This is a genomic window from Xanthomonas sacchari, from assembly GCF_040529065.1.
In the GTDB taxonomy this organism is placed as follows: Bacteria; Pseudomonadota; Gammaproteobacteria; order Xanthomonadales; family Xanthomonadaceae; genus Xanthomonas_A; species Xanthomonas_A sacchari.
The window spans coordinates 3577068-3603108 of record NZ_CP132343.1; the positions used below are offsets into that span (position 1 = coordinate 3577068).

At 67.8% G+C, this 26041-nt stretch carries 23 protein-coding genes; 8 read left to right on the plus strand and 15 right to left on the minus strand.

What is annotated here, in order from left to right; all coding sequences use genetic code 11:
- The first annotated feature begins 35 nt into the window (after positions 1-35).
- Positions 36-512, plus strand: a complete 477-nt coding sequence (locus tag RAB71_RS15075) for a hotdog fold domain-containing protein (RefSeq protein ID WP_010344195.1) — start codon at positions 36-38, stop codon at positions 510-512.
- Positions 513-545: 33 nt separating this feature from the next.
- Here the strand turns inward: RAB71_RS15075 and RAB71_RS15080 are convergent, their stop codons facing one another.
- Together RAB71_RS15080 and RAB71_RS15085 are read right to left on the minus strand one after the other, a co-directional pair.
- Positions 546-899, minus strand: coding sequence for a DUF1304 domain-containing protein (locus tag RAB71_RS15080; RefSeq protein ID WP_010344196.1), 354 nt, complete (start codon positions 897-899; stop codon positions 546-548).
- Positions 900-981: 82 nt separating this feature from the next.
- The gene (locus RAB71_RS15085; RefSeq protein ID WP_010344197.1) at positions 982-2328 is read right to left on the minus strand and encodes an NTP/NDP exchange transporter; all 1347 of its coding nucleotides are present in this window, start codon (positions 2326-2328) and stop codon (positions 982-984) included.
- A 208-nt stretch (positions 2329-2536) separates the two neighbouring features.
- On the opposite strand from RAB71_RS15085, the gene RAB71_RS15090 reads away from it, so the two are divergent.
- Positions 2537-4135 (plus strand): GMC family oxidoreductase, encoded by a 1599-nt coding sequence (locus tag RAB71_RS15090; RefSeq protein ID WP_010344198.1) that lies wholly within the window; start codon positions 2537-2539, stop codon positions 4133-4135.
- 363 nt (positions 4136-4498) lie between these two features.
- Positions 4499-5851, plus strand: coding sequence for a serine hydrolase (locus RAB71_RS15095; protein WP_175300616.1), 1353 nt, complete (start codon positions 4499-4501; stop codon positions 5849-5851).
- Between the two features lie 1077 nt (positions 5852-6928).
- On the opposite strand, the gene RAB71_RS15100 is transcribed toward RAB71_RS15095, so the two are convergent.
- From RAB71_RS15100 to nudE, 12 genes are all read right to left on the minus strand, one after another.
- Positions 6929-7384 (minus strand): hypothetical protein, encoded by a 456-nt coding sequence (locus tag RAB71_RS15100; protein ID WP_010344200.1) that lies wholly within the window; start codon positions 7382-7384, stop codon positions 6929-6931.
- 314 nt (positions 7385-7698) lie between these two features.
- Positions 7699-8082 carry a hypothetical protein gene (locus RAB71_RS15105; protein WP_138985779.1) on the minus strand — a complete coding sequence of 128 codons (384 nt, stop codon included), beginning with the start codon at positions 8080-8082 and terminating at the stop codon, positions 7699-7701.
- 513 nt (positions 8083-8595) lie between these two features.
- Positions 8596-8991 carry a glycine cleavage system protein GcvH gene (gene gcvH, locus RAB71_RS15110; RefSeq protein ID WP_010344201.1) on the minus strand — a complete coding sequence of 132 codons (396 nt, stop codon included), beginning with the start codon at positions 8989-8991 and terminating at the stop codon, positions 8596-8598.
- A 94-nt stretch (positions 8992-9085) separates the two neighbouring features.
- Positions 9086-10192, minus strand: coding sequence for a glycine cleavage system aminomethyltransferase GcvT (gene gcvT / locus RAB71_RS15115; RefSeq protein WP_010344202.1), 1107 nt, complete (start codon positions 10190-10192; stop codon positions 9086-9088).
- 144 nt (positions 10193-10336) lie between these two features.
- On the minus strand, positions 10337-11308 hold the full coding sequence (locus RAB71_RS15120) for an IS110 family transposase (protein ID WP_353940054.1): 972 nt from the start codon (positions 11306-11308) through the stop codon (positions 10337-10339).
- A 420-nt stretch (positions 11309-11728) separates the two neighbouring features.
- The gene (locus RAB71_RS15125) at positions 11729-12160 is read right to left on the minus strand and encodes an NfeD family protein (protein ID WP_010343187.1); all 432 of its coding nucleotides are present in this window, start codon (positions 12158-12160) and stop codon (positions 11729-11731) included.
- 3 nt (positions 12161-12163) lie between these two features.
- Positions 12164-13126 carry an SPFH domain-containing protein gene (locus RAB71_RS15130; RefSeq protein WP_010343188.1) on the minus strand — a complete coding sequence of 321 codons (963 nt, stop codon included), beginning with the start codon at positions 13124-13126 and terminating at the stop codon, positions 12164-12166.
- 66 nt (positions 13127-13192) lie between these two features.
- The gene (locus RAB71_RS15135) at positions 13193-13495 is read right to left on the minus strand and encodes a DUF962 domain-containing protein (RefSeq protein ID WP_010343189.1); all 303 of its coding nucleotides are present in this window, start codon (positions 13493-13495) and stop codon (positions 13193-13195) included.
- 202 nt (positions 13496-13697) lie between these two features.
- The gene (locus RAB71_RS15140; RefSeq protein ID WP_010343190.1) at positions 13698-14021 is read right to left on the minus strand and encodes a YnfA family protein; all 324 of its coding nucleotides are present in this window, start codon (positions 14019-14021) and stop codon (positions 13698-13700) included.
- Positions 14018-14794, minus strand: a complete 777-nt coding sequence (gene mazG, locus RAB71_RS15145) for a nucleoside triphosphate pyrophosphohydrolase (protein ID WP_010343191.1) — start codon at positions 14792-14794, stop codon at positions 14018-14020. Before mazG ends, RAB71_RS15140 begins: the two co-directional genes overlap by 4 nt.
- A gap of 128 nt (positions 14795-14922) precedes the next feature.
- Positions 14923-15723 carry a 3'(2'),5'-bisphosphate nucleotidase CysQ gene (gene cysQ, locus RAB71_RS15150; RefSeq protein ID WP_010343192.1) on the minus strand — a complete coding sequence of 267 codons (801 nt, stop codon included), beginning with the start codon at positions 15721-15723 and terminating at the stop codon, positions 14923-14925.
- Entirely contained in the window at positions 15720-16274 is a 555-nt protein-coding gene (nudE, locus tag RAB71_RS15155) for an ADP compounds hydrolase NudE (protein ID WP_010343193.1), read from the minus strand. Before nudE ends, cysQ begins: the two co-directional genes overlap by 4 nt.
- A gap of 74 nt (positions 16275-16348) precedes the next feature.
- Here nudE and bioA point away from each other — a divergent pair, with 74 nt between their 5' ends.
- Positions 16349-17740, plus strand: a complete 1392-nt coding sequence (bioA, locus tag RAB71_RS15160; protein WP_029562118.1) for an adenosylmethionine--8-amino-7-oxononanoate transaminase — start codon at positions 16349-16351, stop codon at positions 17738-17740.
- Positions 17731-18462 (plus strand): 16S rRNA (uracil(1498)-N(3))-methyltransferase, encoded by a 732-nt coding sequence (locus RAB71_RS15165; RefSeq protein WP_041500387.1) that lies wholly within the window; start codon positions 17731-17733, stop codon positions 18460-18462. The genes bioA and RAB71_RS15165 overlap by 10 nt, the downstream gene beginning before the upstream one ends.
- A gap of 156 nt (positions 18463-18618) precedes the next feature.
- Here RAB71_RS15165 and RAB71_RS15170 read toward each other — a convergent pair whose 3' ends face one another.
- Positions 18619-19641 (minus strand): glucokinase family protein, encoded by a 1023-nt coding sequence (locus RAB71_RS15170; RefSeq protein WP_029562119.1) that lies wholly within the window; start codon positions 19639-19641, stop codon positions 18619-18621.
- 875 nt (positions 19642-20516) lie between these two features.
- Here RAB71_RS15170 and RAB71_RS15175 point away from each other — a divergent pair.
- From RAB71_RS15175 to RAB71_RS15185, 3 genes are all read left to right on the plus strand, one after another.
- The gene (locus RAB71_RS15175) at positions 20517-23177 is read left to right on the plus strand and encodes a TonB-dependent receptor (protein ID WP_029562120.1); all 2661 of its coding nucleotides are present in this window, start codon (positions 20517-20519) and stop codon (positions 23175-23177) included.
- A 99-nt stretch (positions 23178-23276) separates the two neighbouring features.
- The gene (locus RAB71_RS15180) at positions 23277-24971 is read left to right on the plus strand and encodes an alpha-L-fucosidase (protein WP_010343199.1); all 1695 of its coding nucleotides are present in this window, start codon (positions 23277-23279) and stop codon (positions 24969-24971) included.
- Positions 24968-26029, plus strand: a complete 1062-nt coding sequence (locus tag RAB71_RS15185; RefSeq protein WP_029562121.1) for a glycosyl hydrolase family 18 protein — start codon at positions 24968-24970, stop codon at positions 26027-26029. Before RAB71_RS15180 ends, RAB71_RS15185 begins: the two co-directional genes overlap by 4 nt.
- Positions 26030-26041: the final 12 nt, after the last annotated feature.

Below are 26041 nucleotides of genomic sequence, written 5' to 3' on the forward strand. Positions count from 1 at the left end.
CTTCGGTCCGCCGTCGTGCGTTTGAGGACACAGTCATGAGCCAACTGCTTTCGCTCTATCGCCGCATGCAACGCTGGCCGGCCGGCTCATGGCTGTTCGCGCGCGCGGTGTGTTTCAAGGCGCCCTACTTCGCCAGTATCGCCCCGCGCATCACCGTCCTGCAGCCAGGCCGCTGCGAGGCGCGCATCGCGCACCGGCGGCGGGTCAATAACCACATCGGCACCGTGCATGCGATCGCCCTGTGCAACCTGGCGGAACTGGCCGGCGGCCTCATGGTCGACGCCAGCCTGCCGCCCTCGATGCGCTGGATTCCCAAGGGCATGCAGGTGGAATACCGCAGCAAGGCGGTGGGTCCGATGCATGCGGTGGCCACGCCGGACGTGGCAATCGTCGCCGCCGAGCGCGGCTACGACCTGCCGGTCAGCGTGGAGATCCGCGATACGCGCGGACAGGTGGTGTGCGTCGCGCGCATCGCCATGTGGGTGTCGCCACGCATGCCGAGCACCGCCTGATCGCCGCGCTGCATGTCTGCAGCGCGGGTGCGGTCAGTACGCCAGTAGCACCGCCGCGATCGCCAGCGCCGCCGGCAGCGCCTGCACGAACACGATGCGGCGGCTGACGCTCCAGCCGCCGTACAGGCCGGCCACGACTACGCAGCCGAGGAAGAACAGCATCACGTCGACCCGCTGCGCGACCAGGCCCCAGGCCAGGCCGGCGGCGAGGAAGCCGTTGTACAGCCCCTGGTTGGCCGCCAGCACGCGCGTTGCCTGGGCCTTCTCCGGGCTGTTGCGAAACACCTTCATGCCCAGCGGACGCGTCCACAGGACCATTTCCAGCACCAGGATGTACAGGTGCAGCAGCGCGACCGCGCCGACCAGGATCGAAGCCAACAGGATCATCGTGCTATCCGGCACAGGAGACAGGGCGCCAGCATAGCCAGCGTCCCGATGGGCGGCCAGTCCTCGGCCGCGCGGCGACGGCTCAGCGCGACGGCGGCGTGCGTTCCGGCGGCAGCTTGGCCGCCTCGCGCAGCAGCCGCCACGCGCCCAGGGTCATGCCGGAGGCGGCCAGCAGGCCCGCGACGAACACCACCTGCGAGCCGAACCCCGACAGCAGCTTGTACAGCCAGGCGAAGCTGAGGTCGCTGCCACGATAGATCACCGTATCGATCGCCGCGCCGGCCTTGTAGCGCCATTCGCGGCCGACCCGGGTGTACAGGGTCTCGCGCGCTGGCTTGGCCAGGGAGAACTCGCCGGCGCGGGTCACCACCTGCACCACCGCCACCAGCATCGGCAGCGGCGACACCGCCAGCACCGAATAGCCGAGCAGGATCGCGCAGCCGGGAATCAGCAGCGCCGGTCCGATGCCGAAGCGCGACAGCAGCGCGCGGGTGACCAGCAGTTGCATCACCAGGGTCACCGCGTTCACCGCCAGGTCGATGTTGGCGTAGAAGGCGGTACTGGCCGCCGCATCGGTGTACAGGCGGCGCACGATCGCCGCCTGTTCGTTGTACAGCAGGGTGCCCACGCCCACGCCGAACACCGACATCAGCGCCAGCCAGCGCAGCAACGGTTCGCGCGCGATCAGCTTCAGCCCGGCCAGCACGTCGCCGCCCATCGGCGCCTCGCCGCCGACCACGCCGCGCTCGCGTTCGCGGGCGACCGCCCACAGCCGCAGGCGCAGCAGGCACACCACGCTGACCACCAGGAAGCCGGCCGACACCAGCATCAGGTTGGCGATGCCGACACGCTCGACCAGGCTGCTGGCGATCACCGGCCCCAGGAACGCGCCGAGCGTGCCGGCGGCGCCGATGTAGCCGTAACAGGCGCGCGCTTCGGCGTTGCTGAAGACATCGGCCATGAAGCTCCAGAACACCGCCACCGCGAACAGGTTGAACACCGAGATCCACAGGAAGAAGGCCATGCCGCGCCCGGGCACGCCGCTGTCGAACAGCACGTAGAACAGCAGCAGCGTGGCGATGAAGAAACCGTACACCACCGGCAGGAACACCCGCCGCGGATAGCGGCTGACCAGCGCGCCGTAGATCGGCTGCAGCAACAGCATGATCAGGAAGGTGCAGGTGAACAGCACCTGCAACGCGAACTCCTTCAGCGGCATGCCGTGCGCCGCGAAGAACGCGATCATCGCTGGCGGGAACACCGCGGCCACGTCGGCGGAGGCGCCCATCGCCTCGCGCACCGGCCGCAGCACGTAGTAGCCGCTGAGCAGCGAGAAGAAGTACAGGAACGCCCACGCCAGCGGCGGCGAATCGCGCAGGGCGCCACGCAGCCGCGCCAGCGCGCCGGGGGCATGCGGGGTGGCGCTCATCGGCGGCGGACCCTGGCGCAGGAACGGGACATGGCGATTTTCGGGGGGCGGAAAACGCGCACGGTAGCTGATGCACCGCAACACCGCCAGCGCGTGCGCGATCCGCAGCCCGCGCCGTACGCGCGTCGCGCCCGGCGGCGGCCGCGCCGAGCATATGCTCTATCCTCGGCGACTAGCGTCGGCGCCAGGAACTCAGGGGACACCGCGGGTGTACGACTACATCATCATCGGCGCAGGCTCGGCCGGCTGCGTGCTCGCCAACCGCCTGAGCGAGGACCGCGACTGCAAGGTGCTGCTGATCGAGGCCGGGCCGCGCGACCGCAATCCCTTCATCCACATGCCCGCGGGCCTGGCGCGCCTGGCCACCAATCGCCGCATCAACTGGAACTACCTGACCGAGGCCGAGCCGGCCTTGAACGACCGCCGCCTGTGGTGGCCGCGCGGCAAGGTGCTGGGCGGCTCCAGTTCGATCAATGCGATGTGCTACGTGCGCGGCGTGCCCGCCGACTACGACGACTGGTCGGCCGATGGCGCCGACGGCTGGGACTGGCGCGGCGTGCTGCCCTACTTCCGCCGCAGCGAATGCAACAGCCGCGGCGGCGATGCGCTACATGGCGGCGACGGCCCGCTGCACGTCTCCGACCTGCGCTACCACAACCCGCTCTCGGACGTGTTCATCGCGGCCGCGCAGGAAGCGGGTTTCCCGCACAACTCCGATTTCAATGGCCCGCAGCAACAAGGCGTGGGCCTGTACCAGGTCACCCAGAAGGACGGCGCACGCTGCTCGGCGGCGGTGGCCTATCTGGCGCCGGCGCGCGCGCGGGACAACCTGCAGCTCGTCACCGACGCGCTGGTCCTGCGCCTGCTGATCGAGGGCGGGCGCGTGGTCGGCGTCGCCTACGCGCAGGACGGCCGCGAGGTGCAGGCGCGCGCCGCGCGCGAGGTGCTGCTCAGCGCCGGCGCGGTGAACTCGCCGCAGTTGCTGATGCTCTCGGGCATCGGCCCGGCCGATGCGCTGCGCCGCCACGGCATCGCGGTGCACCTGGACCAGCCGCAGGTCGGCGCCAACCTGCAGGATCACCTGGACGTGTGCACGCTGTACCGCACCCGCCCCGGCATCAGCTACGACCGCCGCAACCAGGCCAAGATCGCCTTCGATTATTTCCTGCGCGGGCACCGCGGCGCCGGCAGCAGCAACATCGCCGAGGCCGGCGGCTTCATCCGCTCGCCGCTGGCACCGGACGCGCGCGCCGACATCCAGTTGCACTTCGTGCCGGCCATGCTCGACGACCACGGCCGCAACCGCCTGCCCGGCGACGGTTTCACCCTGCACGCCTGCCACCTGCAGCCGCGCAGCCGTGGCCGCATCGCGCTCAACGACGCCGACCCGCGCACGCCGGCGCGGATCCAAGCCAACTACCTCAGCGATCCCGACGGCTTCGACCTGCGCATGCTGGTGGAATGCGCGCGACTGGCGCGGCACATCCTCCGGCAGCCGGCGTTCGATGCATGGCGCGGCGCGCCGCTGCTGCCGGCGCGCGAGGACCTGGACGAGGCCGGGCTGGTCGCCTTCATCCGCGCCAAGGCCGAAACCATCTATCACCCGATCGGCACCTGCCGCATGGGCAGCGACGCGCAGGCGGTGGTCGACCCGCAACTGCGCCTGCGCGGCCTCGACGGGCTGCGCGTGGTCGACGCCTCGGTGATGCCGCGCCTGGTCAGCGGCAATACCAACGGGCCAACGATGATGATCGCCGAGCGTGCTGCGGATCTGATCCGTGGGCGGGCTGTGCTGCGGGAGGGGTGAGGCGGCGGATGCGCGCCGCTGCGCGGAGGGGGCGAGCGCACGAGTATCGCGGCGGTAGATCCGCTGCTGCGTGACCTACCCTCACCCCAACCCCTCTCCCGGGGGGAGAGGGGCTAGGCAAGCCGTGCGCGGCACGGCGATTGCATGTCCGTGGGCATCCGCCGCAGTCCTCGCCACCGCTCCGCCGGCAGGCCTGCACACCACCGTCCGACGCGGGAAATCCCCAGCAGGATCAAGGCGATGCCTATTCATCTTCTCCCAGTTTGTGCATTCGAGAAATCCGGCGCTAGAATCGTTGCCGGCAGCACCTCACAGGCCTCAGGCGCAATGACACAGAACAGCAGGCACCGGCTCCTTCGACCGGTGGCAACCGGGTTGCTCGGGGCATTGCTGCCCTTTGCGATGTCCTCCACCGCACAGACGCCGGCGCCCGCACAACCGCTGCCGCCGCCGCTGCACACCGAAGCCACGCGCTACACCTCGCCGACCCAGCCGCTGCCCTACCGCGCCTCGCTGACGCAGAGCCAGGTGCTGCCGCTGGCTAGGGACTTCGACGTGGCCGCACTGGAGTCGGCAGCCGAACAGCTCACCTACGGCGAGCGTGTGCCCGGCCTGGCGATGGCCATCGTGCACAACGGCCAGGTGCTCAGCGCGCGCGGCTACGGCGTCACCGACGTCAACCGCCCAGAGCCGGTCGATGCGCATACCGTGTTCCGCCTGGCCTCGCTGTCCAAGGCCTTCGCCGGCACCATGGCCGGCCTGCTGGTCACCGACGGCACCCTGCGCTGGGACAGCAAGGTCGTCGACTACGTTCCGGGCTTCCAGCTCAGCGATCCTGTGGCCACGCGCCAGTTGAATGTCGCCGACCTGCTCAGCCACCGCGTCGGCCTGACCTACAACGCCTACGACCGCGACGTCGAATCCAACCTCGACTACTACACCCTCAGCCACAAGCTGGCCTATGCGCCGCTGAAGTGCGCGCCGGGCGAGTGCTACGCCTACCAGAACGTCGCCTTCAGCCTGATCGGCGACGTGGTGTTCGCCGCGTCCGGCAGCTTCTACGAGCAGTCGGTGGAACGGCGCATCTTCAAGCCGCTGGGCATGAACGACGCCAGCATGGGCCTGGCCGGCATCCAGGCCAGCCCGCGCTGGGCGCGCCCGCACGTGCGCAGCCGCAACGGCTGGGTCTCGCTGACGCCCAAGCCGACCTACTACCGCCTGGCGCCCGCCGCCGGCGTCAATGCCAGCATCAGCGACATGGCGCAGTGGCTGATCGCGCAGACCGGGCATCGCCCGGACGTGTTGCCGGAGCCGTTGCTGGCGACCCTGCACGCGCCGCTGATCCTCACCCCGGGCGAGATGCGCTCGGGCTGGCGCCGCGCCCGCGTCAACTCGGCCAGCTACGCGCTGGGCTGGCGCGTGTTCGACTACTCCGGCCACCAGGTGATCTTCCACGCCGGCGCGGTGCAGGGCTACCGCGGCCTGATCGCGCTGGTGCCGGAACGCGACTTCGCCGTGGCGATCCTGTGGAACGGCGAAAGCGGCCTGCCCTCTGGCCTGCTGCCGACCGTGCTCGACCGCGCCATCGGCCTGCCAGCGCAGCGCTGGCTGGACGTGGACACCGACTTCGGCAGCGACAACCTGATGGCCGAACGTCCGGACCCGAAGGACAAGAAGGGCGCGTCCTCGTCCAAGTCGGTGGCCTCACCGCACTGAGCGCGGTCTTCGAGCAGCAGCACCCTCGCAGAAGGCGGCGCAAGCCGCCTTTCTGCTGTCTGCGGCGCTGACCTGCGCTGCGTTGTGCGGTCACGCTGCCCCGTCGCGGCGATGCGGCCTTGTCGCGGTTGTGACCGCGTAGCGATGCGACGACGCGATTGCCTCGCCCGGGTGCCTCGGCAACGGCCGAGCTAGCGCGCCAAGGAATGTCAGCGCCCGCCTCGCCCCGACAGCAGCGCGCGCCCGGAGCGCCCGCCGATGGCGCTCATCGTCGCGTCCACGGATCGCGCACAAGGAACGCAGCGCACGTTCTCGCCGCCGTCCACGATCTCCCCGTGGACAGTCACGCCACGTCGCCGCACACCGTGGCTGGCGTGCTGGCGATTCGACACGCTGTCGCACAAGAGCGCTGAGCGGCGCGCAGCCGCACCTGCAGGGCAAGACACATCCTGTAGGAGCGACTCTTGTCCCCTTTTCGGGGATCAGCCGCGACGCGCATTCTGGGTAAAGCCCATCGCGGCTGAAGCCGCTCCTACGGCGCATGCGGCATTCGGCCTGAGCGGGACCAAGCAGGTGATCCGATATTCCCTACGGCCCACGCAATGCGCGGAAACAGCGATGCGCTGTGGATCGTCGGGCAAGGCGTGCTGCGCGCGTGATCGGCAGGGCGACAAACGCAGTCGGGAAGACCGGATGGATGCGCAGCCATCGCCGCAGGCACCCGATCGCGGAGCGGTGGTCCCACCATGCAGGCTGCTCCAATGCGAGACACACAGGCAGATCCCTGGGTGCCGACCTGACGGTCGGGGCAAAGAGGACAGTCGACGTGGGTTGGAAACAGGCGGGCGTGGCGGGCGGCCGCCAGTCAGTGGGGCGAGACACACCGGCACGATGTGCACGTCGCGACCTGGCACGCTGGACGCAGAGCGCAGTCTTCGAAGGTCGAGAACACGAACGCCACCGGCATCGTCAGGCAGAGAGGTGCGCTGCGATCGCGCGCGGCAGGATGCCGCACATAAAAAACTCCCTCCCCGCTGGGCACCGGGGAGAGAGTCTAGGAACAGCGATCGGGATGGATCAGATCAGCGGCGCGGGCGTGGCCGGCAGCGCGACCGGAGCGGCCTTCTTCTTGCGAGCGGCCGGCTTCTTCTTCGCCACGGTCTTCTTGGCGGTGGCCTTCTTCGCAGTTGCCTTCTTCGCGGCCGGCTTCTTGGCAGCCGACTTCTTCACCGTCTTCTTGGCAGCGGTCTTCTTGGTCGCAGCCTTCTTCGCGGTCTTCTTTACGGCCTTCTTGGCGACGGCCTTCTTCGCGGTCTTCTTGGTGGCGGCCTTCTTCGCCGTCTTCTTCACTGCCTTCTTGGCAACGGCCTTCTTGACCGCCTTCTTCACCTTGGCGACCTTCTTGGCCACCTTCTTGGCGACCTTCTTGACCGCCTTCTTTACCGAAACCTTCTTCGCTGCCGGCTTCTTGGCGGCAGTCTTCTTGACCGCCTTCTTAGCGGCCGGCTTTTTCGCAGCTTTTTTCGTGGCCATGGGATGGCTCCTCGTCAGTGAACTATGGATTGAAAATGCCCAGTTAAAGCAACCTCGCGGCGATGCTCCGCCTGCGGGAACCGCCGGCGCGCGCTGCGGGCCGGATCGGATACAGAAACACCCGTACCGGATAGCGATACGGGTGCGATGCCAGGGGAGACGTTGCGTTTCTCGGAGGGAAGCGACTCCAACTCCACCATCTTCGGGTTCCTGGCGGATGTCCAAGTTGTGCTTCGCGTTTTGATGTCGATCCGATTCACTCGCTTGCGCAGCAACGTCTGCTGGGCGAAACCTAATCACGGTTTTTTTTACTGTCAACACTTCCGCGCAATTTTTTTTTCGCTGGCGCGCACTCCACGACCGCCGCATGCCGCGCCAGCCGCCTTGCCGACGCCACCGATCGCCGATGCCGGCACCACAGGGAAAACGGCGCGCGCAAAAAAAGCAGGGAAATTTCCGTGTTTTCTGTAACGACACGACGCGGCCATCGCGTTGCGGACGGGTCGCGACAACGCGTCGGCAGCAATCGCGGGAGCACACGCCAGGCTGTCCGCTAGCTGAAAAAAAGTTTCGCGACCGCGTGCGGTTCCGGCATCGCACAAGTGCAAATGCGCAAAAGTGCGCAAACTTTTTTGCGTCGTGCGCCGGTCGCGACGCACGCGATGCATCGCGCCAGGCGTCGTCGAGACGAGGCGCATCGCGCCACTGCGACGCGACCTGCACTCACCTCGTCGCCACGCCACAACGCAGGCGACCACCTCGCCCACCTCCACGCCATGCCGCCACCGACAGCTTCGCGCGGGTACATCGACCGACACGGATCGCACAGGTCGCCGGCTGGCGCCGGCACGCACCGCTCCGGCGCGCTGCGACGACGTGCGCGACGCACGCCGCGTCGCCGCTGCTGTTCCTCGCGCCCCACACCGCACCGCACCCTGTGCCGCGTCGGAAAACCGGCGCCGCCGGGCATGCGCGTCGAATGCATCGGACACCGCCACGCGGCAACCACGCTGCGCTCGAAGTGCAGTCCGGCGACAACCTCACGCCGTCTTCGCATCAACACACGGCGCGACGCTTGCGACACGGGTTGCCGCAACGGCCATGCCGAGGAGGGCGACGCCGATGCGGAACGACGTGGTCGCTGCGCGCTGCCCAAAAAGAAACCGGCCGCACTGGGCGGCCGGTTCGGGTGTCGCGACGGGGCGGTCGGCTCAGTGGCCGTCTTCCTCGAGCAGTTCGGCGTACTCGTCCGGCGAGAGCAGTTCGTTCAACTGCTCGGCGTCGTCCGCTTCCAGCACCAGGATCCAGCCTTCGCCGTAGGCGTCTTCATTGATGGTTTCCGGCTTGTCGCTCAGCGCGGTGTTGACCTCGACCACCTTGCCGCTGAGCGGGCTGTACACGTCGGAGGCGGCCTTGACCGACTCGACCACCGCCACGCCGTTGCCGGCCTCGACGTGATCGCCGACGTTCGGCAGTTCGACGTAGACCAGGTCGCCCAGCAGGCCCTGGGCATGATCGGAGATGCCGATGGTCACGCGACCGTTGCCCTCGACGCGGGCCCACTCGTGGGACTTGAGGAATTTGAGGTCGCCAGGGATCTCGCTCATGGGGCTGCTCCGGAAGAAGACGGTATCGAGGATGGGAGGCTAGTGTAGCGAACCGCGCGCGTGGGGAAGAAGTCGCGCGCGCGGCGAATGGAACTCAGCCGAGCACGCCGGGCTGGACCTGGCCTTCGCGCACGAACGGGAACTTGACCACGCGCACCGGCACTTCCTTGCCACGGATGTCCACGCGCACCGCGCCCGGCTCGCCGGCCGGCACCCGCGCGAAGGCGATCGCCTTGCCCAGCGTCGGCGAGAAGGTACCGGACAGGATCTCGCCGTCGCCGTTGGCGGTCAGCACCTTCTGCCCGTGGCGCAGCACGCCCTTCTCGTCCATCACCAGGCCGATCATCTGCCGTGGCGCGCCGCCGGCCTTCTGCGCTTCCAGCACGGCGCGGCCGATGAAGTCGCGGCCCTCGTCGAGGGTGACGGTCCAGGCCAGCGCGGCCTCGTAGGGCGAGACGCTGTCGTCCATGTCCTGGCCATACAGGTTCATGCCCGCCTCCAGGCGCAGCGTGTCGCGCGCACCCAGGCCGGCCGGCTTGACCCCGGCGCTGATCAACGCCTCCCAGAACGCCGGCGCCTGCTGCTGCGGCAGCACGATCTCGAAGCCGTCCTCGCCGGTGTAGCCGGTGCGCGCGACGAACAGCGGCACGCCGTCGATCGAGGTCGCCTCGATCGCGGCGAAGCGGCCGAGCTTCTGGGCGGCGGCGCGGTCTTCCTCGCGCAGCAGGCCGATCGCCTTGGTGCGCGCGTTCGGCCCCTGCACCGCGATCATCGCGAAGTCGTCGCGCTCGCGCACCTGCACGCCGAAGGCCTGCGCCTGCTCGCCGATCCAGGCCAGGTCCTTGGCGCGGGTGGCGGCGTTGACCACCAGGCGGAAGAACGTCTCGGACATGTAATAGACGATGAGATCGTCGATCACCCCGCCCTGCGGGTTGAGCATGCAGGTGTACAGCGCCTTGCCCGGCGCCTTCAGCTTGTCCACCGAATTGGCCAGCAGGTGGCGCAGGAACGCGCGGACCTGCTCGCCGTGCAGATCGACCACGGTCATGTGGCTGACGTCGAACATGCCGGCGTCGCGACGCACCTGGTGGTGCTCATCGATCTGCGAGCCGTAGTGGATCGGCATGTCCCAGCCGCCGAAGTCGACCATCTTGGCGCCGAGGGCGCGGTGGCTGTCGTTGAGGATGGTCTTCTGGGTCATGGCGCGGGTCCGTGAGAAAAGTCCCCCATTATCGCTGGGTGGGGCGGGGATTGGAGAGTCGGGATTGGGGATTCGCAGGAGCGGCCGTCTTGAGCCGAAACGTTGGCGCTTGATCGCGCAGTGCCGTAGATACCGTCTTACCCCCTAGCAGGCAAGGCCCCTTTTCGGATCGAACGCCGTGCCCGACTTGAGAACCCCGTAGGCCAGGTGCAGGAGCTTGCGCATGGCGGCGCACACGATCTGCTTGCCGGCTTTGCCGCGTTCGCTCAGTCGCTGTTTCAGCGTCCGGATGATCGGGTTGTGGGTCATGGCCACCAGGGCCGGCATGAACAGGCCCGCGCGCAGGCGGGGCGAGCCGGTGCGCGAGATGCAGGCGTGGCCTTTGCGCTCGCCCGACTGCTGCAGGCACGGATTCAGGCCCGCGAAGGCGGTCACCGCCGAGGCATCGGCGAAGCGCCTCACATCGCCAAGTTCGGCCAGCATCAAGGCCGCGCTGGTGTCGGCAATCCCCTGGATGCTCACCAGCAACTCGCGCTGCCCACGCAAGGTCGGATCCTGGTCGATATGGTCATCGATGGCCTGCTCGATCTGGGCGATGTGGTGTTGCAGATCGGCCAGATGGACCTGGATCGAGTCCTTTACCTGGGCCGGAGCGACCTCCAGCCGGTTGCGCTCCATCTGCAGCATCTGTTGCAGGTCCTGGCGCCGGCGCACCAGCGCTTTGAGCTGCTTGAGCGCCGGCGGATCAGGGTGCCAACGGCGTAACTGTTCGCGGTGACGCAAGGCATAGCTGGCGATCAGCTTGGCATCGCTGCGATCAGTCTTGACCCGGCTGAGCTGGCTGCGTGCGTACGCGGCCGTCTGCGCCGGGTTGAGCACGCACACCCGATAGCCGCGTGCGTGGAGGAACTCGGCCAGCGCCTGGTGGTAGGTGCCGGTGGCCTCCATGGCGATCCAGCTATCGGGCTGCGCATGCGTCTGCAGCCATGCCTGCAGGGCCTGGAAGCCCTTGGCATCGTTGGACAACTTGGCCTTGGTACGGTGCTTGCCATTGGTCAGATCGATGGCCACATCGAAACTGCGTTTGGCGACGTCGATGCCGATGACGGGAGACATACGCGATTCCTCCATCGTGTCAGGGTCATGATCGGCGCTGGGCCCGGTCCTGCCTTGTCGATGCGAGTTCACGCCCGGGGGCGGACTCTGGATACCGTTCGGACACACAAGGGCCAGCATGTAGAGGGCGGAGCCGATCTACGATGCAAGCTCGAAGCTTTAGGAGCGACTGGACCTCCCACACCTCCTCCGATGATCAGTCGGAAGACATGACGCCTGTTTAGGGGCGACATGTCCAGATACAAGGAGCGACTGGACCTCCCACACCTCCTCCGATGATCAGTCGGAAGACATGACGCCTGTTTAGGGGCGACATGTCCAGATACAAGGAGCGGCTTCAGCCGCGACCCGTCATCGGCCCCAGGTCGCGGCTGAAGCCGCTCCTACGAATCCCCAATCCCCAATCCCCAATCCCGGCTTTCAAGCCGCCTGGACCAGCAGCGTCATCCCGTCCACGCCGACGATGCGCACCGTGCTGCCGACCGGCAGGTCGGGGCCGCCGACGACCCAGAAGGCGTCGTCGACCTTGGCGCGGCCGCGGCCGCCGTGGATCGGCTGGTCGAGCGTCACCACGCGGCCGATCAGTTGCTCGGCGCGACGGTTCAGCAGCGGCTGGTCGCTGGCGCGACCACGGTTGCGGAACCAGGTGCGGTACACCTGGATCGAGACGAAGCTCAACACCACGAACGCGCCGACCTGCAACAGCAATGGCATGTCCGGAACCACCAGCACGGCCAGGAAGACCGCCGCGGCAGCGAAGCCCATCCACAGCATGAAGGCGCCCGGCGCCAGCGCTTCGGCCGCGAACAGCAACAAGGTCAGGGCACCCCAGGCCATCACCTCGATGCGCATGGGTCAGACTCCGCTGCGCGGCGGAACGCGCGGTACCGCCGGCGGCGTGCCCTGCTTGTTCAGCGCCTCGCGCGCCAGTTCGGCGATGCCGGCGATCGAGCCGATGATGCCGCTGGACTCCATCGGCATCAGCACGAACTTCTGGTTCGGCGCCGTGGCCAGTTCCTTGAACGCCTCCACGTACTTCTGCGCAATGAAGTAGTTGATCGCCTGCACATCGCCCTCGGCGATGGCCTTGGACACCATCGCCGTCGCCCGCGCTTCGGCCTCGGCCAGGCGCTCGCGCGCCTCGGCGTCGCGGAACGCGGCCTCCTTGCGGCCTTCGGCCTCCAGCACCGCGGCCTGCTTCTCGCCATCGGCGCGCAGGATCTCCGACTGTCGCGAGCCCTCCGCCTCGAGGATCTGCGCGCGCTTCTCGCGCTCGGCCTTCATCTGCCGGGCCATCGCATCGACCAGGTCGCGCGGCGGCTGGATGTCGCGGATCTCGATGCGGGTGACCTTGATGCCCCACGGATTGGTGGCATGGTCGACCACGTTCAGCAGCTGCGCATTGATGGTTTCGCGCTGGCTCAGCGATTCGTCCAGGTCCATCGAACCGATCACGGTGCGGATGTTGGTCTGCACCAGGGCGATGGTGGCGATCTCCAGATTCGACACCTCATACGCCGCCTTGGCGGCGTCCAGGACCTGGAAGAACACCACCCCGTCCACGCGCACCACCGCGTTGTCCTTGGTGATGACGTCCTGGCTGGGCACGTCCAACACCTGTTCCATCATGTTGACCTTGCGGCCCACCCCGTACACCACCGGAATCAGGAAATGCAGGCCGGGCGACAGGGTGTGGGTGTAGCGACCGAAGCGCTCCACCGTCCACTGGAATCCCTGCGGCACCATGCGCACAGTCTTGAACAGAATGATCACGCCGGCGGCCAGCAGCACCACCGCGAAGAAGAACGTGGACGGCATCAGGTTGCTCCATTAACCAGAAAGAAATCGAATCCGCAGTATAACGAGCGCCGCCGCGGGCGCCGGTTACCAGCGGATGCGGCCCAGCAGCATGTCCTTGAACATCACCCAGTCGCCGGCAAGCGAGTACAGCGGGTGCTTGAAGGTGGCGGGACGGTTCTTCTCGAACACGAAATGACCGATCCAGGCGCAGTCGTAGCCGCAGACCGGCGCGGCCCACAGCCAACGCGGCTGGCCGGTGCACAGCGCCAGCAGCAGGCTCGCCAGCACGCCGAGGCTGCCGACGAAATGCAGCCGCCGCGACAGCGGATGGCGGTGCTCACTCAGATAGAACGGATAGAACTCGCGGAAATTGGCGAAGCGGCGCATGCGATGGCCCTCCCGAGGCGACGCAGGCATCCAGCATACGCAGGCAGCGCGGGCGTGGCGCGCTGCGTACGGACGCGACACGCAGGGGTCATGCGGCCAAAACACACAACGTGGCGCGGCTCCGATGGTGCAATGCGTCGGGACTGAAGTCCCTCCCACAGTGCACCTGCCGAGTTCGCCGCAAGCGCCTGTGGGAGCGGCATCAGCTCTGCCGCGGCGCGAACATGATCACCGCCATGCCGGCCAGGCACAGGCCGGCGCCGAGCAGGTCCCAGCGCGTGGGGCGCATACCCTGCACCGTCCACAGCCACAGCAACGCGACGGCGACATAGACGCCGCCGTAGGCGGCATAGACGCGGCCGCTGGCGGCGGGATGCAGGGTCAGCAGCCAGACGAAGGCCGCCAGGCTGCCCGCGGCGGGCACCAGCAGCCAGGCGCTGCGCTGTTCGCGCAACCACAGATAAGGCAGGTAGCAGCCGACGATTTCCGCGACGGCGGTCAGCACGAACAGCAGCAGCGTCTTCATCCGGCCGCGGCGCGCTCTTCGTCCTTGGCGCGCTGCCAGTATGCCTCCTGCTGCGCCAGCGACAGGCCGTCGAGCGCGCCGCCGTCCTGCTGCGCCAACCGCTCCATCGCGCGGAAGCGACGCTCGAACTTGAGGTTGGCATGGCGCAGCGCCGCACCGACATCGACCTTGGCATGCCGCGCCAGGTTGGCGCAAACGAACAGCAGGTCGCCGATCTCGTCCTGCAGCCGTGCCGGATCGACTGCAGCGCCATGCGCCAGTTCCGCGCGCACTTCCTCCAGCTCTTCCTGCACCTTGTCCAGCACCGGCGCGGGGCCGGGCCAGTCGAAGCCGACCCGCGCCGCGCGCGACTGCAGCTTCAGCGCGCGCTGCCATTCCGGCAGGCCGCGCGCGATGCCGGCCAGCGCCGAGGCATCGCGCTCGCCGGCGGCGGCGCGCTCGGCGCGCTTGATCTCTTCCCACTTCAGCGTCTGCTGCTCGGCATCGGCCACCTGGCTGTCGCCGAACACGTGCGGATGGCGGCGCACCATCTTGTCGCAGATCGCCGCGACCACGTCGTCGAAGCCGAACGCGCCCTGCTCGCGTGCCATCTGCGCATGGAACACCACCTGCAGCAGCAGATCGCCGAGCTCGTCCTTCAACCCGGCCAGATCCTGGCGGTCGATCGCGTCGGCCACTTCGTAGGCCTCTTCGATCGTGTACGCGGCGATGCTGGCGAAATCCTGCTCCAGGTCCCAGGGACAGCCATGCGCGGGATCGCGCAGGCGCGCCATGATGTCGAGCAGGGCGGGAAGATCGTAGCGAGTGGGAGTCACGGGCGGGTTCCGGTGCGACGGCACCGCTGCCGCCACCGCCTAGTGTGGCAGAGCGCGCGCCGTGCGGCGCGCGCTCGCGGTGCGGCTCAGCCCAGCCAGTCGCGCCAGGGCAGCGCCGGATCGCCCAGCGCCACGAAATCGCCGTTGAGCAGCGATTCGCGGCGGTTGTAGCGGAACGGCTTGCCGGTCGCGGCGGCCAGCAGCGCGCCGCCGGCGGCCTGCAGTACGCACTGCCCGGCGGCGGTGTCCCACTCGGAGGTCGGGCCGAAACGCGGGTAGACGTCCAGGTCGCCGTCGGCGATGCGGCAGAACTTCAGCGAGGAGCCCTGCGCGACCAGTTCGATCTCGCCCATGCGTTGCAGCAGCGCGTCGGTGCGCGCATCACGGTGCGAGCGGCTCGCCGCCACCCGCAGCGGCGCGGTGGCCGGCCGCCGGGTGTTCAACGCGGTATCGCGAAAGCCTTCGCGGCGGTACGCCTGCTCGCCACGCACCGCGTGCCAGACGCGGCCGTCCACCGGCGCCTGGACCACCCCGAACACCGGCGCACCCTGGTGGATCAGCGCGATGTTGACGCTGAATTCGCCGTTGCGCTTGACGAACTCGCGGGTGCCGTCGAGCGGGTCGACCAGCCAATAGGTGGTCCAGTGCTCGCGCACCTCCCACGGAATCTGCGCCGATTCCTCGGACAGCACCGGCAGGTCCGGGGTCAGCCGTTCCAGGCCCTCGACGATGATCTGGTGCGCCGCCAGGTCGGCCTGGGTCAACGGGCTGGTATCGGCCTTGTGCTCCACCTCGAAGCCGGTGGCGTAGACGGACATGATCGCCGCGGCGGCATCGATGGCGATGGCGATCACGGTTTCGCGCAAATCACTGGTGAGACGGATCATTCGGCGCGACCCAGCCACTCGCGGGCAATGAACAGCGCCGCCAGCGAACGCCCCTCGGAAAAATCTTCACGCAACATCAGTTGATCCAGTTCAGCCAGTTTCCAGGGCACCACTTCCAATTCCTCCGGCTCGTCGCCGGCTAGTCGTTCGGGATAGAGATCTTGCGCCAGCACCAGCCACGACTGGTGGCTCATGTAGGTGGGCGCCAGGGTCATCGCGCGCAGCACGCGCAATTGCCGCGCACCGTAACCGGCCTCTTCCTTGAGTTCGCGGTCGGCCGCCTGCAGCGGGGTCTCGCCGGCGTCGATGCGGCCCTTGACCAGGCCCAGCTCGTAGCGGTGCACGCCGGCGGCGTATTCGCGCACCAGCAGCACGGTCTGCACATCCAGCATCGGCACCACCACCACCGCGCCGTGGCCGGGCGCCTTGAGCCGGTGGAACACGCGGCGTTCGCCGTTGCTGAACTCCAGGTCCAGTTCCTCGACCCGGCGCTCGGCGGCCGATTCGCTGCGCTCGCGCACGGCGTGGATGATCGGCAACGGACGGGTCACGCCGGCACCCTGCGGCGCCGGGCGGCGTCGGTCGATAGAATGCGCGGAGCGAAGAACCTGTTCATGAGCGCGAAATGCTATCAGACCTGACCGCAGCACAGATGGCCGACGCGTGGCGCCAGCGCGACCTCGCCGTGCTCTGGCACCCGTGCACGCAGATGCGCGAGCACCCCGACACCCTGCCCCTGGTCCCGATCGCGCGCGGCGAAGGCGCCTGGCTGATCGACCACGGCGGCCGCCGCTACCTGGATGCGGTGAGCAGTTGGTGGACCAACCTGTTCGGCCACGGCGAACCGCGCATCGCCGCGGCCATCGCCGCCCAGGCCACGCAACTGGAGCAGGTGATGCTGGCCGGCTTCAGCCACGAACCGGCGGTGCTGCTGGCCGAGCAGTTGCTTGCGCTGGCGCCGCGCCAGGACGGCCGCGCGCCGCTGGCCAAGGTGTTCTATGCCGACAACGGATCGGCCGGCGTGGAAGTGGCGCTGAAGATGGCCTTCCATTATTTCCAGAACCGCGGTGAACCCGGGCGCACCCGCTTCGTCGCGCTGGAGAACGGCTATCACGGCGAGACCATCGGCGCGCTGGCGGTCGGCGACATTCCGCTGTATCGGCGGGTGTACGCGCCGCTGCTGGCCGAGGCGCTGTTCGCGCCCTCGCCCGATGCCTACCAGGCCGAGCCGGGACAGAGCGCGCGCGAACGCGCCGATGCCGCCGCCGATGCGCTGGCCGACCTGTTCGACCGCCATCCCGGCGAGATCTGCGCGGTGATCCTGGAGCCGCGCCTGCAATGCGCCGGCGGCATGCGCATGCACGATCCGGCCTATCTGCGCCGGGCGCGCGAGCTGTGCGACGCCAACGGCGCGTTCCTGATCGCCGACGAGATCGCCACCGGCTTCGGCCGCACCGGCACCCTGTTCGCCTGCGAACAGGCCGGGGTGATGCCGGACCTGCTGTGCCTGTCCAAGGGCCTGACCGGCGGCTTCCTGCCGCTGTCGGCGGTGCTGGCCACCCAGCATCTGTACGACGCCTTCCTCGACGACAGCCGCGATCGCGCCTTCCTGCATTCGCACAGCTACACCGGCAACCCGCTGGCCTGCGCGGCGGCACTGGCATCGCTGCGGATCCTGCAGGAGGACGACGTGATCGCGCGCAACCGCAGCACCGCCGAAACCATGCGCGCGCTGTCGGCGCCGTTCGCCGAGCATGCGCACGTGGCCGATGTGCGCCAGGCCGGCATGGTGGTCGCGTTCGAACTGACCCGCAACGGCGACAAGCGCACGCCCTTCCCTGCATCGGCACGCGTCGGCCTGCACGCCTATCGTGCCGCGTTGCAACGCGGGGTGGTGCTGCGTCCGTTGGGCGACGTGCTGTACTGGATGCCGCCGTACTGCGTGGACGCCGCGCAACTGGCGCTGCTGGCCGAGACCACGCTGGCGGCGATCGACGAGGCCGTGGCATGCGCCTGACCCGCTGCCACGTGGAGCTGCCGCTGCATGCCGGCGCCGAAGTGGCGCTACCGGAGGACGTCGCCAACCACCTGCTGCGCGTGCTGCGGCTGCGCGAGGGCGACCCGTGCGTGCTGTTCAACGGCGACGGCTGCGACTACGACGCCGAACTGCTGCAGGCCGGCAAGCGCAACGCCAGCGTGCGCATCGGTGCGGCGCGGCCAGCGGACAACGAATCGCCGCTGGCGATCACCCTGCTGCAGGGCGTGGCGCGCGGCGAGAAGATGGACCTGATCCTGCAGAAGGCCACCGAACTCGGCGTCGCCGCGATCGTGCCGGTGTGGGCCGAGCGCACCGAAGTGAAGCTGGATGCGGCGCGGGTGGACAAACGCGTGGCGCATTGGCGCAGCGTGGTGATCGCGGCCTGCGAACAGTCCGGTCGCGCGCGCGTGCCGCAACTGAGCGCGCCGCTGGCGCTGGCCGATGCGGCACGCGCCGCGGCGGACAGCCCCTGCCGGCTGATCCTCGATCCGCAGGGCGAACAGCGCCTGCGTTCGCTGGCCATCGGCGGCGATGCGGCCACGATCGCGATCGGCCCGGAAGGCGGCTGGTCGCCGCGCGACCGCGCCACGCTGGAGGCGGCCGGCTTCGTCGGCCTGCGCCTGGGGCCGCGCATCCTGCGCACCGAAACCGCCGGCCTGGCCGCGATCGCGGCGCTGCAGGCGCATCACGGCGACCTGTGAGTTCGCGCACGCGATGACGCTGCAGACAGCGGCGTCACCACGCAGGCGCTGATGGCATAGACATATATATGTGTCGACGCGCTCGGCACGCCAGGCGCGCCGCGTCCGCGTCGCAGGACGCCGCCCATCGGCGCGGCCATCGCCGCGCCGGGCCGCTCAGTGGCGCTGCTGCAGGAACCAGTTCGCCGCGCCGATCACCCCGAGCTGACCGTGCTCGACCAGCTTCACCGGGATCTGCTCCAGCGCCGGACGCATCGCGCCCTTGTTCAAGTAGCGCTCGACGAAACTGCTGGCGGACAGGAACGCGCCGATCTGCGGCAGGAAGCCGCCGGCCAGATAGACGCCGCCCTGCACGCCGTACAGCAGCGCCATGTCGCCAATCACGCTGCCTAGCAGGCCGCAGAAGGCGGACAGCGCTTCGTGCGCCAGCGGGTCGCCGCCGGCCAGCGCGGCCGCGGTGATGTCGCTCGGCGCGGCGAGCGCGGGCGTGGCGCCACGCAGGTCGCACAACGCGCAATAGAGATTGAGCAGCCCCGGGCCGGACAGGAAATGTTCCATCGGCACATACGGACGGTCGCGCAACAGGCGCTGCGCCAGCGCCAGTTCCAGGTCGTTGCCGACCGGCAACGCGGCATGGCCGGCCTCGGTCGCCAACACCACCGCGCCGCCGTGGGTCGGAATCCACACCGCCGCACCCAGGCCGGTGCCGGGACCGATCACCAGCGCCGGCCCGCGCTGCGCCTTGCGCGGCCCGGTCAGATGCAGCACTTCGCTGGCGTCCATCGACGCGGCCGCATATGCCACCGCTTCGAAATCGTTGACCAGATGCAGCGCCTTCAGACCCAGACGCTCGCGAATCTCCGGCGGCGACAGCGTCCACGGCAGATTGGTGGTGATGACGCGGCCATCCTCGAGCGCGTAACCGGCGCTGGCGATCACCCCGCGGGTCGGCTTCGGCCCCTGCACCTGCTCGAGGAATTCGCCAATGATCTCGGCCAGGCCGGGATAGTCGGCGCAGCGATACTTGCGATAGTCCAGCACGTCGACCGACGGCGCCGGGCCGACATCGGCAGCGCGCGCGACCAGGCCGATCCGGACATGAGTTCCGCCGACATCGGCAGCAATGAAGGGCTCGGCGCGCGGCACGGCCGCTGCCACTGATGAACTGCTTGCGGACACATCTTCTCCCGTTGCGCCAGAGCAGGCGCACGCCGATTCGGCAGATTGATCGATCGAGTGTCGGACCACCTTGACAACGTTGTCAAGATGAATTTCATCCGTTTGTCGTTTTGTCTTCACCACCCCGACGTCATCGGCGCGTCGCCTGTCGGCGCGGAGCGTCGATCGCGAGGGCGCGTTGCATTGGTGAACACCCGTCGCAAAATTTCGCCGCATCGCACAAATTTTTGCCGTACGCCTGTCACGCCGGCAGCGCCTGCCGCACCGGGGCCTCCCGGCCGCCATGCCCACGCCGCCGCCCTCCTCCACCATGTTTTCTTTTGTAGACAAGCACCTAGCCCGGGTCTGCGGCGGGACCGGAAAGGCTCCGGAAAGATGCCCAGGCAAGGCTTGACGGCAATCGTCAAAAGTGTGTGAAACGGGTGTTGACAACGCTGTCAGCGCTACGACAGACTCGGCTCACACAAGTTTTACAAATTCAAGACATGCCACGTTCAGGGGATTCAGAAACAGCGACGCATTGCCGCTCCTCCCGCGCCAAGTGGCAGGACGCACGCTGACGCTGCGACCGGCATCCCCGAACCGACGAGACCACGCCCCAAGCCGGGCCCGAACGCAGCGGCGTGCGGATCAGGCCACAAGGTGCACTGCTGTATTGCTGGACTTGGTTGTTACCTGCAGGAACACAGGAAGGACCGGCGCCCTCGATGCCGCCGGTTGGCTAACTTCCGCGTCAGCGACCGGACGACGCGCATCGAGATGCGATCCGCGCAGCGCCACCAGGCGCGGCGCCATCCACAAGGCCGGGCAGCGGCCAGCACACCGGAACATCGGTTGGCACCTCATGCCCAAGTACTCACCCAGAGGTTTAGCCAATGAATAGCCGCACCACTACCCTAGCCATCAGCATCATGGCCGCGCTGTACCTGTCCGGTAACGCCGCCGCGCAGGAAGCGCCCGCTTCCGCCAGCGCGGATTCCAAGAACGTCCAGCAGTTGGACGCCATCACCGTCACCGGCTACCGCGCGTCGCTGGAGAAGAGCCAGTCGGTGAAGCGCTCGGCCAACTCCATCGTCGATGCGATCAGCGCCGAGGACATCGGCAAGTTCCCGGACACCAACGCCGCCGAGTCGCTGGCGCACCTGCCGGGCATCAGCGTGGACCGCCAGTTCGGCGAAGGCGAGAAGGTCAGCATCAACGGCACCGACCCGGCGCTGAACCGCGTGTTGCTCAATGGCCAGACCATCGCCTCGGGCGACTGGGGCGGCAACCCGACCGACACCAGCGGCCGCACCTTCAACTACACCCTGCTGTCGCCGGAAATCATCGGCCTGATGGAGGTCTACAAGACCCCGGAAGCGCGCATCGACGAAGGCTCGATCGGCGGCACCGTGATCGTGCACACCCGCAAGCCGCTGGACCTGCCGAAGAACACCATCCGCGGCTCGATCGGCTACAACTACAACGACCGTTCGGAAGAAGGCAATCCGCGCGGCTCGGCGCTGTGGAGCTGGAAGAACGACGACGAGACCTTCGGTGCGTTGATCTCCGCCACCCACGACAAGCAGGACCTGTCGCGCGCCGGCATCGAGTTCTTCGGCTACAACACTGGCTCGGGCATCTCGCCGACCGCCAACATCTCCGGCGACGGTGGTAACGTCGCGACCGCCAAGATCCCGGTGGGCATCAACAGTTCCTTCTTCCAGCAGACCCGCGAGCGCAACGGCCTGCAGGGCGCGCTGCAGTGGAAGCCGAACGATCAGAACGAGTTCAACCTGACCGGCATCTACATCAAGGGCAAGTACAACAACTTCAGCGAATCGCGCTACGTCTGCCCGGGCTGCGGCGACCAGGACAAGATCACCAGCGCCACGGTGCAGAACGGCTACATCACCCAGGCCACGGTCACCGACGGCGCCGGCAACGGCAAGCAGCCGTATGCGCAGCTGGACACCAACTACCGCGAAAGCACCGTCACCACCAAGAGCCTGAACCTGCGCCACGACTTCTATGGCGACAAGTGGGTGTTCACCACCCAGGCCGGCACCACCGAGGCCACCGGCGGCAAGAACCCCGAGTACCTGATGAAGTTCCTGCTGAAGGACGGCGGCTACAACTTCGGTTACGACGGCAGCCACACCGACGTCAACTACGACAACGGCAGCGCCGCCAACTGGGGCCTGGTCGGTTCGCCGGCCGGCCTGGCCGCTGGCTCCACCGATGCGTCGGCGATGCAGGCCGGCGGCATCTACTACGCCAAGAGCACGGACAAGGAGAAGTACTTCCAGTTCGATGCCGCGCGCGATCTGGACTGGGGTCCGCTGAACAAGCTGCAGGTCGGCTACAAGTACATCAATCACGACAACGGCGTCGACGCCCGCGGCAACCGCATCAACACCACCGATGCGATCTCGCTGACCGACTTCAGCCCCGGCACCACCCCGAGCGGCCTGTACGACGGCCTGGGCGCCAGCGGCGACCTGACCAACTGGTCGACCGCCAACCTCAACTCGGTGATCAGCTACCTGCGCGGCCAGCCGCAGGGTCCGTACAAGATCGACTACGGCTCCTCGTTCGACGTCAAGGAGATCACCAGCGACCTGTACGCGCAGTTGAACTTCGAGTCGGGCGCGTGGCGCGGCAACCTGGGTGTGCGCTATGTGGACACCAAGGACAAGTCGCTGTACTGGCAGAGCAATGACGGCGGCGCCACCTACAATCAGACGCAGGTGACCAAGCAGTACTACAAGCCGCTGCCGAGCTTCAACCTGGCCTACGATCTGGACACCGACAAGGTGCTGCGCTTCTCCGTGGCCAAGGTGATGGCACGTCCGCGCTACGGCGACCTGGCCGGTTCGTTCACCATCAACAGCAGCAACGGCAACCTGACCGCCAGCGGCGGCAACCCGGACCTGAAGCCCTACGAGTCGACCAACTACGATCTGGCCGCCGAGTGGTACTTCGCGCCGTCCAGCATGCTGTCGGCGGAACTGTTCTACCGCGACATCAGCTCGTACATCGTCACCACCACCACGCAGCAGCAGCTGACCGACGCGGTGTCCGGGGTGAGCGGCCTGTACTCGGTGAGCTCGCCGATCAACGCTTCCGACGCCAAGGTCAAGGGCGCCTCGCTGAACTACCAGCAGGCCTTCGGCTACGGCTTCGGTCTGCAGGCGAACTACACCTACGCCACCGCCGACGCCAGCACCGGCCTGAACCTGCCGTACCTGTCGAAGAACACCTACAACGTGATCCCCTACTGGGAAAACGGTCCGTGGATGGTGCGCCTGAACTACAGCTACCGTTCCAAGTACTTCACCCAGGTCGGCCGCCTGAACTCGCAGGTGTTCACCGACGAGTACAAGCAGCTGGACCTGACCGCCTCGTACGAGGTCAACGACTGGATGAGCGTGAGCTTCAGCGCGACCAACCTGCTCGACTCGACCTACTACTGGTACAACGAAGTCAAGTACGCGCCGATCGGCATGTACAAGAACGGCCGCGGCTACCAAGCGCAGCTGAACTTCAAGTTCTGATGTAGCACCGGCGCGCCACCGTCCCTCCACGGTGGCGCGCTTTTTCGTGTCCGGCGCGGCGGCGCCGGCATCGTCTTCCGCAACAAGGAGTGCCGTTCCATGACGTTCGAGACCCGCCCCCGTGCGGACCGATCCCGCCACGCCGGAGCCGCACGCCAGACCCTGGCCAGCGCGCTGGCCCTCATGCTCGCGCTGACGGCCCTGCCGGCAGGCGCCGCGGATGCGCCGTCGCCGACCGCGCCCACCGCCACCACCCTCAGTCCGGAACAGATCGACCAGCAGTGGCTGCAGGCCACCGCCAAGTACGCGCCCGAACGCGCGCGGCTGGTGCGCGAAGCCAAAGACGGCGCGCGCGGCGGTCCGTTCCGACCCGACTGGACCTCGCTCAAGCAGTACCGCTCGCCGTCCTGGTACGACAACGCCAAGTTCGGCATCTTCATCCACTGGGGCGTGTTCTCGGTGCCGGCCTTCGGCAACGAGTGGTATTCGCGCAACATGTACCAGCAGGGCAGCAAGGACTACCTGCACCACCGCGAGACCTACGGCCCGCAGTCGCGCTTCGGCTACAAGGACCTGATCCCGCTGTTCACCGCGCCCAAGTTCGATCCGCAGGCCTGGGCCGCGCTGTTCCGCGACGCCGGCGCACGCTACGTGGTGCCGGTGGCCGAACACCACGACGGCTTCGCGATGTACGACTCGCAACTGTCGGACTGGACCGCGGTCAAGATGGGACCCAAGCGCGACGTGCTCGGCGAGCTGTCCAAGGCGATCCGCGCACAGGGCCTGCATTTCGGCCTGTCCTCGCACCGCGCCGAGCACGACTGGTTCTTCGACGGCGGCCGCCAGTTCGACTCGGACGTCAACGACCCGCGCTACGCCGGCCTGTACGGCCCGGCGCAGGTGCGCCTGCCGGGCAAGGACGACGCCGACGTCACCAACGACTGGACCCCGGTGTCGCAGGCCTGGCTGGACGACTGGCTGGCGCGCACCACCGAACTGATCGACCGCTACGACCCGGACCTGATCTATTTCGACTGGTGGATCGCGCACCCGACCTTCCGCGGCACCCTGCCGACGATGCTCTCGTACTACTACAACCACGGCGCGGCCAAGGGCGGCGTGGTGGTGAACTACAAGCTCGGTGCCTTCGCCGAAGGTGCCGGCACGCTCGATATCGAGCGCGGCCAGCTCACCGGCATCCATCCCACCCACTGGCAGACCGACACCTCGGTCAGCAATGCCTCGTGGGGCTATGTCGAGAACGACACCTACAAGACCCCGACCTTCATCATCCACATGCTGGTGGACGTGGTCAGCAAGAACGGCAACCTGATGCTCAACATCGGCCCGCGCGCCGACGGTTCGATCCCGGACACCGAACGCGCGATCCTGCTGTCGATCGGCAAGTGGCTCAAGACCAACGGCGAGGCGATCTACGACAGCACGCCGTGGCGCACCTACGGCGAAGGCCCGACGGAGGTGGTCGGCGGCACCTTCCAGGACACCAAGACCAAGCCGTACACGGCCGAGGATTTCCGCTTCACCATCGGCCATGGCGCACTGTATGCGATCGAGCTGGGCTGGCCGGCCGACGGCCAGGCGTTGATCCGCTCGCTGAAACCGGCCGATGGCGTGCGCGGCGTCACCCTGCTCGCCAGCGGCAAGCCGGTGCCGTTCGAGCAGCGTGCCGACGGCCTGCACCTGCGCCTGCCGGCCAAGCCGGTGGGCGACCACGCCTATGTGTTCCGCATCGACCTGACCTCCCCCACTCCGCCAACGGATCCCTCCCGATGATGAAGCGTTTCGCAGGGCTGCTGTTCGCCCTCGCCCTCGCCCTGGCCTGCGGGCCGGCCATGGCCAAGAACCCGACCGCGCTGTTCTATCTGATGAACACGCAGAAATCGACCAATTCGTTCCTGGCGCATGTCGACAAGATCGACGTGGTGGTGCCGACCTGGTACGGCGTGGACCAGAGCGGCCTGGTCAACGGCACCCCGAACATGTACCTGTACGAGATCGCCAAGCAGCACAAGCTGCGGGTCATGCCGATCCTGTCGATGACCGCCGGCCGCGAGGGCTTCCACAAGCTGCTGCACGACGAGGACGCCAAGCAGCGCATGATTCAGGCGCTGCTGATCCACGGCCGCAAGCACGGCTACTACGGCTTCCAGTTCGATTTCGAGAGCATCGCCTGGACCGACCGCGACGCCTACTCGCTGATGGTCAAGCAGACCGCCGAGGCGCTGCACAAGGCCGGCTTCAAGCTGTCGGTGGCGGTGGTGCCGAACGCGCCCGGCTATGCCGAAGGCGGCGCGTTCGCCAAGTGGATGTGGGAGTACTGGCGCGGCGCCTACGACCTCAAGGCGCTGAGCGCCTCGGCCGACCTGATCAGCCTGATGACCTACGACCAGCACACCCGCTGGACCGCGCCCGGCCCGGTCGACGGCATGTTGTGGATGAAGAAGCACCTGGACTATGCGCTGACCCAGGTGCCGAAGGACAAGCTGTCGCTGGGCATCGCCACCTACGGCTACCGCTGGTACACCGGCAATCCGGTCAAGCCCGACGGCACCGAAGCCTCCAACATCACCGCCGACTACATCGACGCCGACGAGTCGTTCCCACTGGCGGTGGAACAGAACGCCACCGTGCAATGGGACCCGGTGGAGCAGGAATCGTGGTTCTACTTCTACCGCGACGACATGCGCGAATGGGTGTTCCGCCCGGACGCGCGCAGCTTCCGCGCCCGCTACGAGCTGACCAAGCAATACGGCCTGGAAGGCTTCAGCTGCTGGGTGCTGGGCGCCGAAGATCCCAAGGTCTGGGACGAACTGCCGACCGCGGCGCGCTGAGCGGCCGCACGA

Excerpts from the sequence above, each read along its gene's own strand:
- RAB71_RS15075 (WP_010344195.1), top strand. The coding sequence starts at position 36 with ATGAGCCAACTGCTTTCGCTCTATCGCCGCATGCAACGCTGGCCGGCC.
- RAB71_RS15080 (WP_010344196.1), bottom strand. The coding sequence starts at position 899 with ATGATCCTGTTGGCTTCGATCCTGGTCGGCGCGGTCGCGCTGCTGCAC.
- RAB71_RS15085 (WP_010344197.1), bottom strand. The coding sequence starts at position 2,328 with ATGAGCGCCACCCCGCATGCCCCCGGCGCGCTGGCGCGGCTGCGTGGC.
- RAB71_RS15100 (WP_010344200.1), bottom strand. The coding sequence starts at position 7,384 with ATGGCCACGAAAAAAGCTGCGAAAAAGCCGGCCGCTAAGAAGGCGGTC.
- RAB71_RS15105 (WP_138985779.1), bottom strand. The coding sequence starts at position 8,082 with ATGCGCCTCGTCTCGACGACGCCTGGCGCGATGCATCGCGTGCGTCGC.
- gcvH (WP_010344201.1), bottom strand. The coding sequence starts at position 8,991 with ATGAGCGAGATCCCTGGCGACCTCAAATTCCTCAAGTCCCACGAGTGG.
- gcvT (WP_010344202.1), bottom strand. The coding sequence starts at position 10,192 with ATGACCCAGAAGACCATCCTCAACGACAGCCACCGCGCCCTCGGCGCC.
- RAB71_RS15120 (WP_353940054.1), bottom strand. The coding sequence starts at position 11,308 with ATGTCTCCCGTCATCGGCATCGACGTCGCCAAACGCAGTTTCGATGTG.
- RAB71_RS15125 (WP_010343187.1), bottom strand. The coding sequence starts at position 12,160 with ATGCGCATCGAGGTGATGGCCTGGGGTGCCCTGACCTTGTTGCTGTTC.
- RAB71_RS15130 (WP_010343188.1), bottom strand. The coding sequence starts at position 13,126 with ATGCCGTCCACGTTCTTCTTCGCGGTGGTGCTGCTGGCCGCCGGCGTG.
- RAB71_RS15135 (WP_010343189.1), bottom strand. The coding sequence starts at position 13,495 with ATGCGCCGCTTCGCCAATTTCCGCGAGTTCTATCCGTTCTATCTGAGT.
- RAB71_RS15140 (WP_010343190.1), bottom strand. The coding sequence starts at position 14,021 with ATGAAGACGCTGCTGCTGTTCGTGCTGACCGCCGTCGCGGAAATCGTC.
- mazG (WP_010343191.1), bottom strand. The coding sequence starts at position 14,794 with ATGGCGCGCCTGCGCGATCCCGCGCATGGCTGTCCCTGGGACCTGGAG.
- cysQ (WP_010343192.1), bottom strand. The coding sequence starts at position 15,723 with ATGATCCGTCTCACCAGTGATTTGCGCGAAACCGTGATCGCCATCGCC.
- bioA (WP_029562118.1), top strand. The coding sequence starts at position 16,349 with ATGCTATCAGACCTGACCGCAGCACAGATGGCCGACGCGTGGCGCCAG.
- RAB71_RS15165 (WP_041500387.1), top strand. The coding sequence starts at position 17,731 with ATGCGCCTGACCCGCTGCCACGTGGAGCTGCCGCTGCATGCCGGCGCC.
- RAB71_RS15175 (WP_029562120.1), top strand. The coding sequence starts at position 20,517 with ATGAATAGCCGCACCACTACCCTAGCCATCAGCATCATGGCCGCGCTG.
- RAB71_RS15180 (WP_010343199.1), top strand. The coding sequence starts at position 23,277 with ATGACGTTCGAGACCCGCCCCCGTGCGGACCGATCCCGCCACGCCGGA.
- RAB71_RS15185 (WP_029562121.1), top strand. The coding sequence starts at position 24,968 with ATGATGAAGCGTTTCGCAGGGCTGCTGTTCGCCCTCGCCCTCGCCCTG.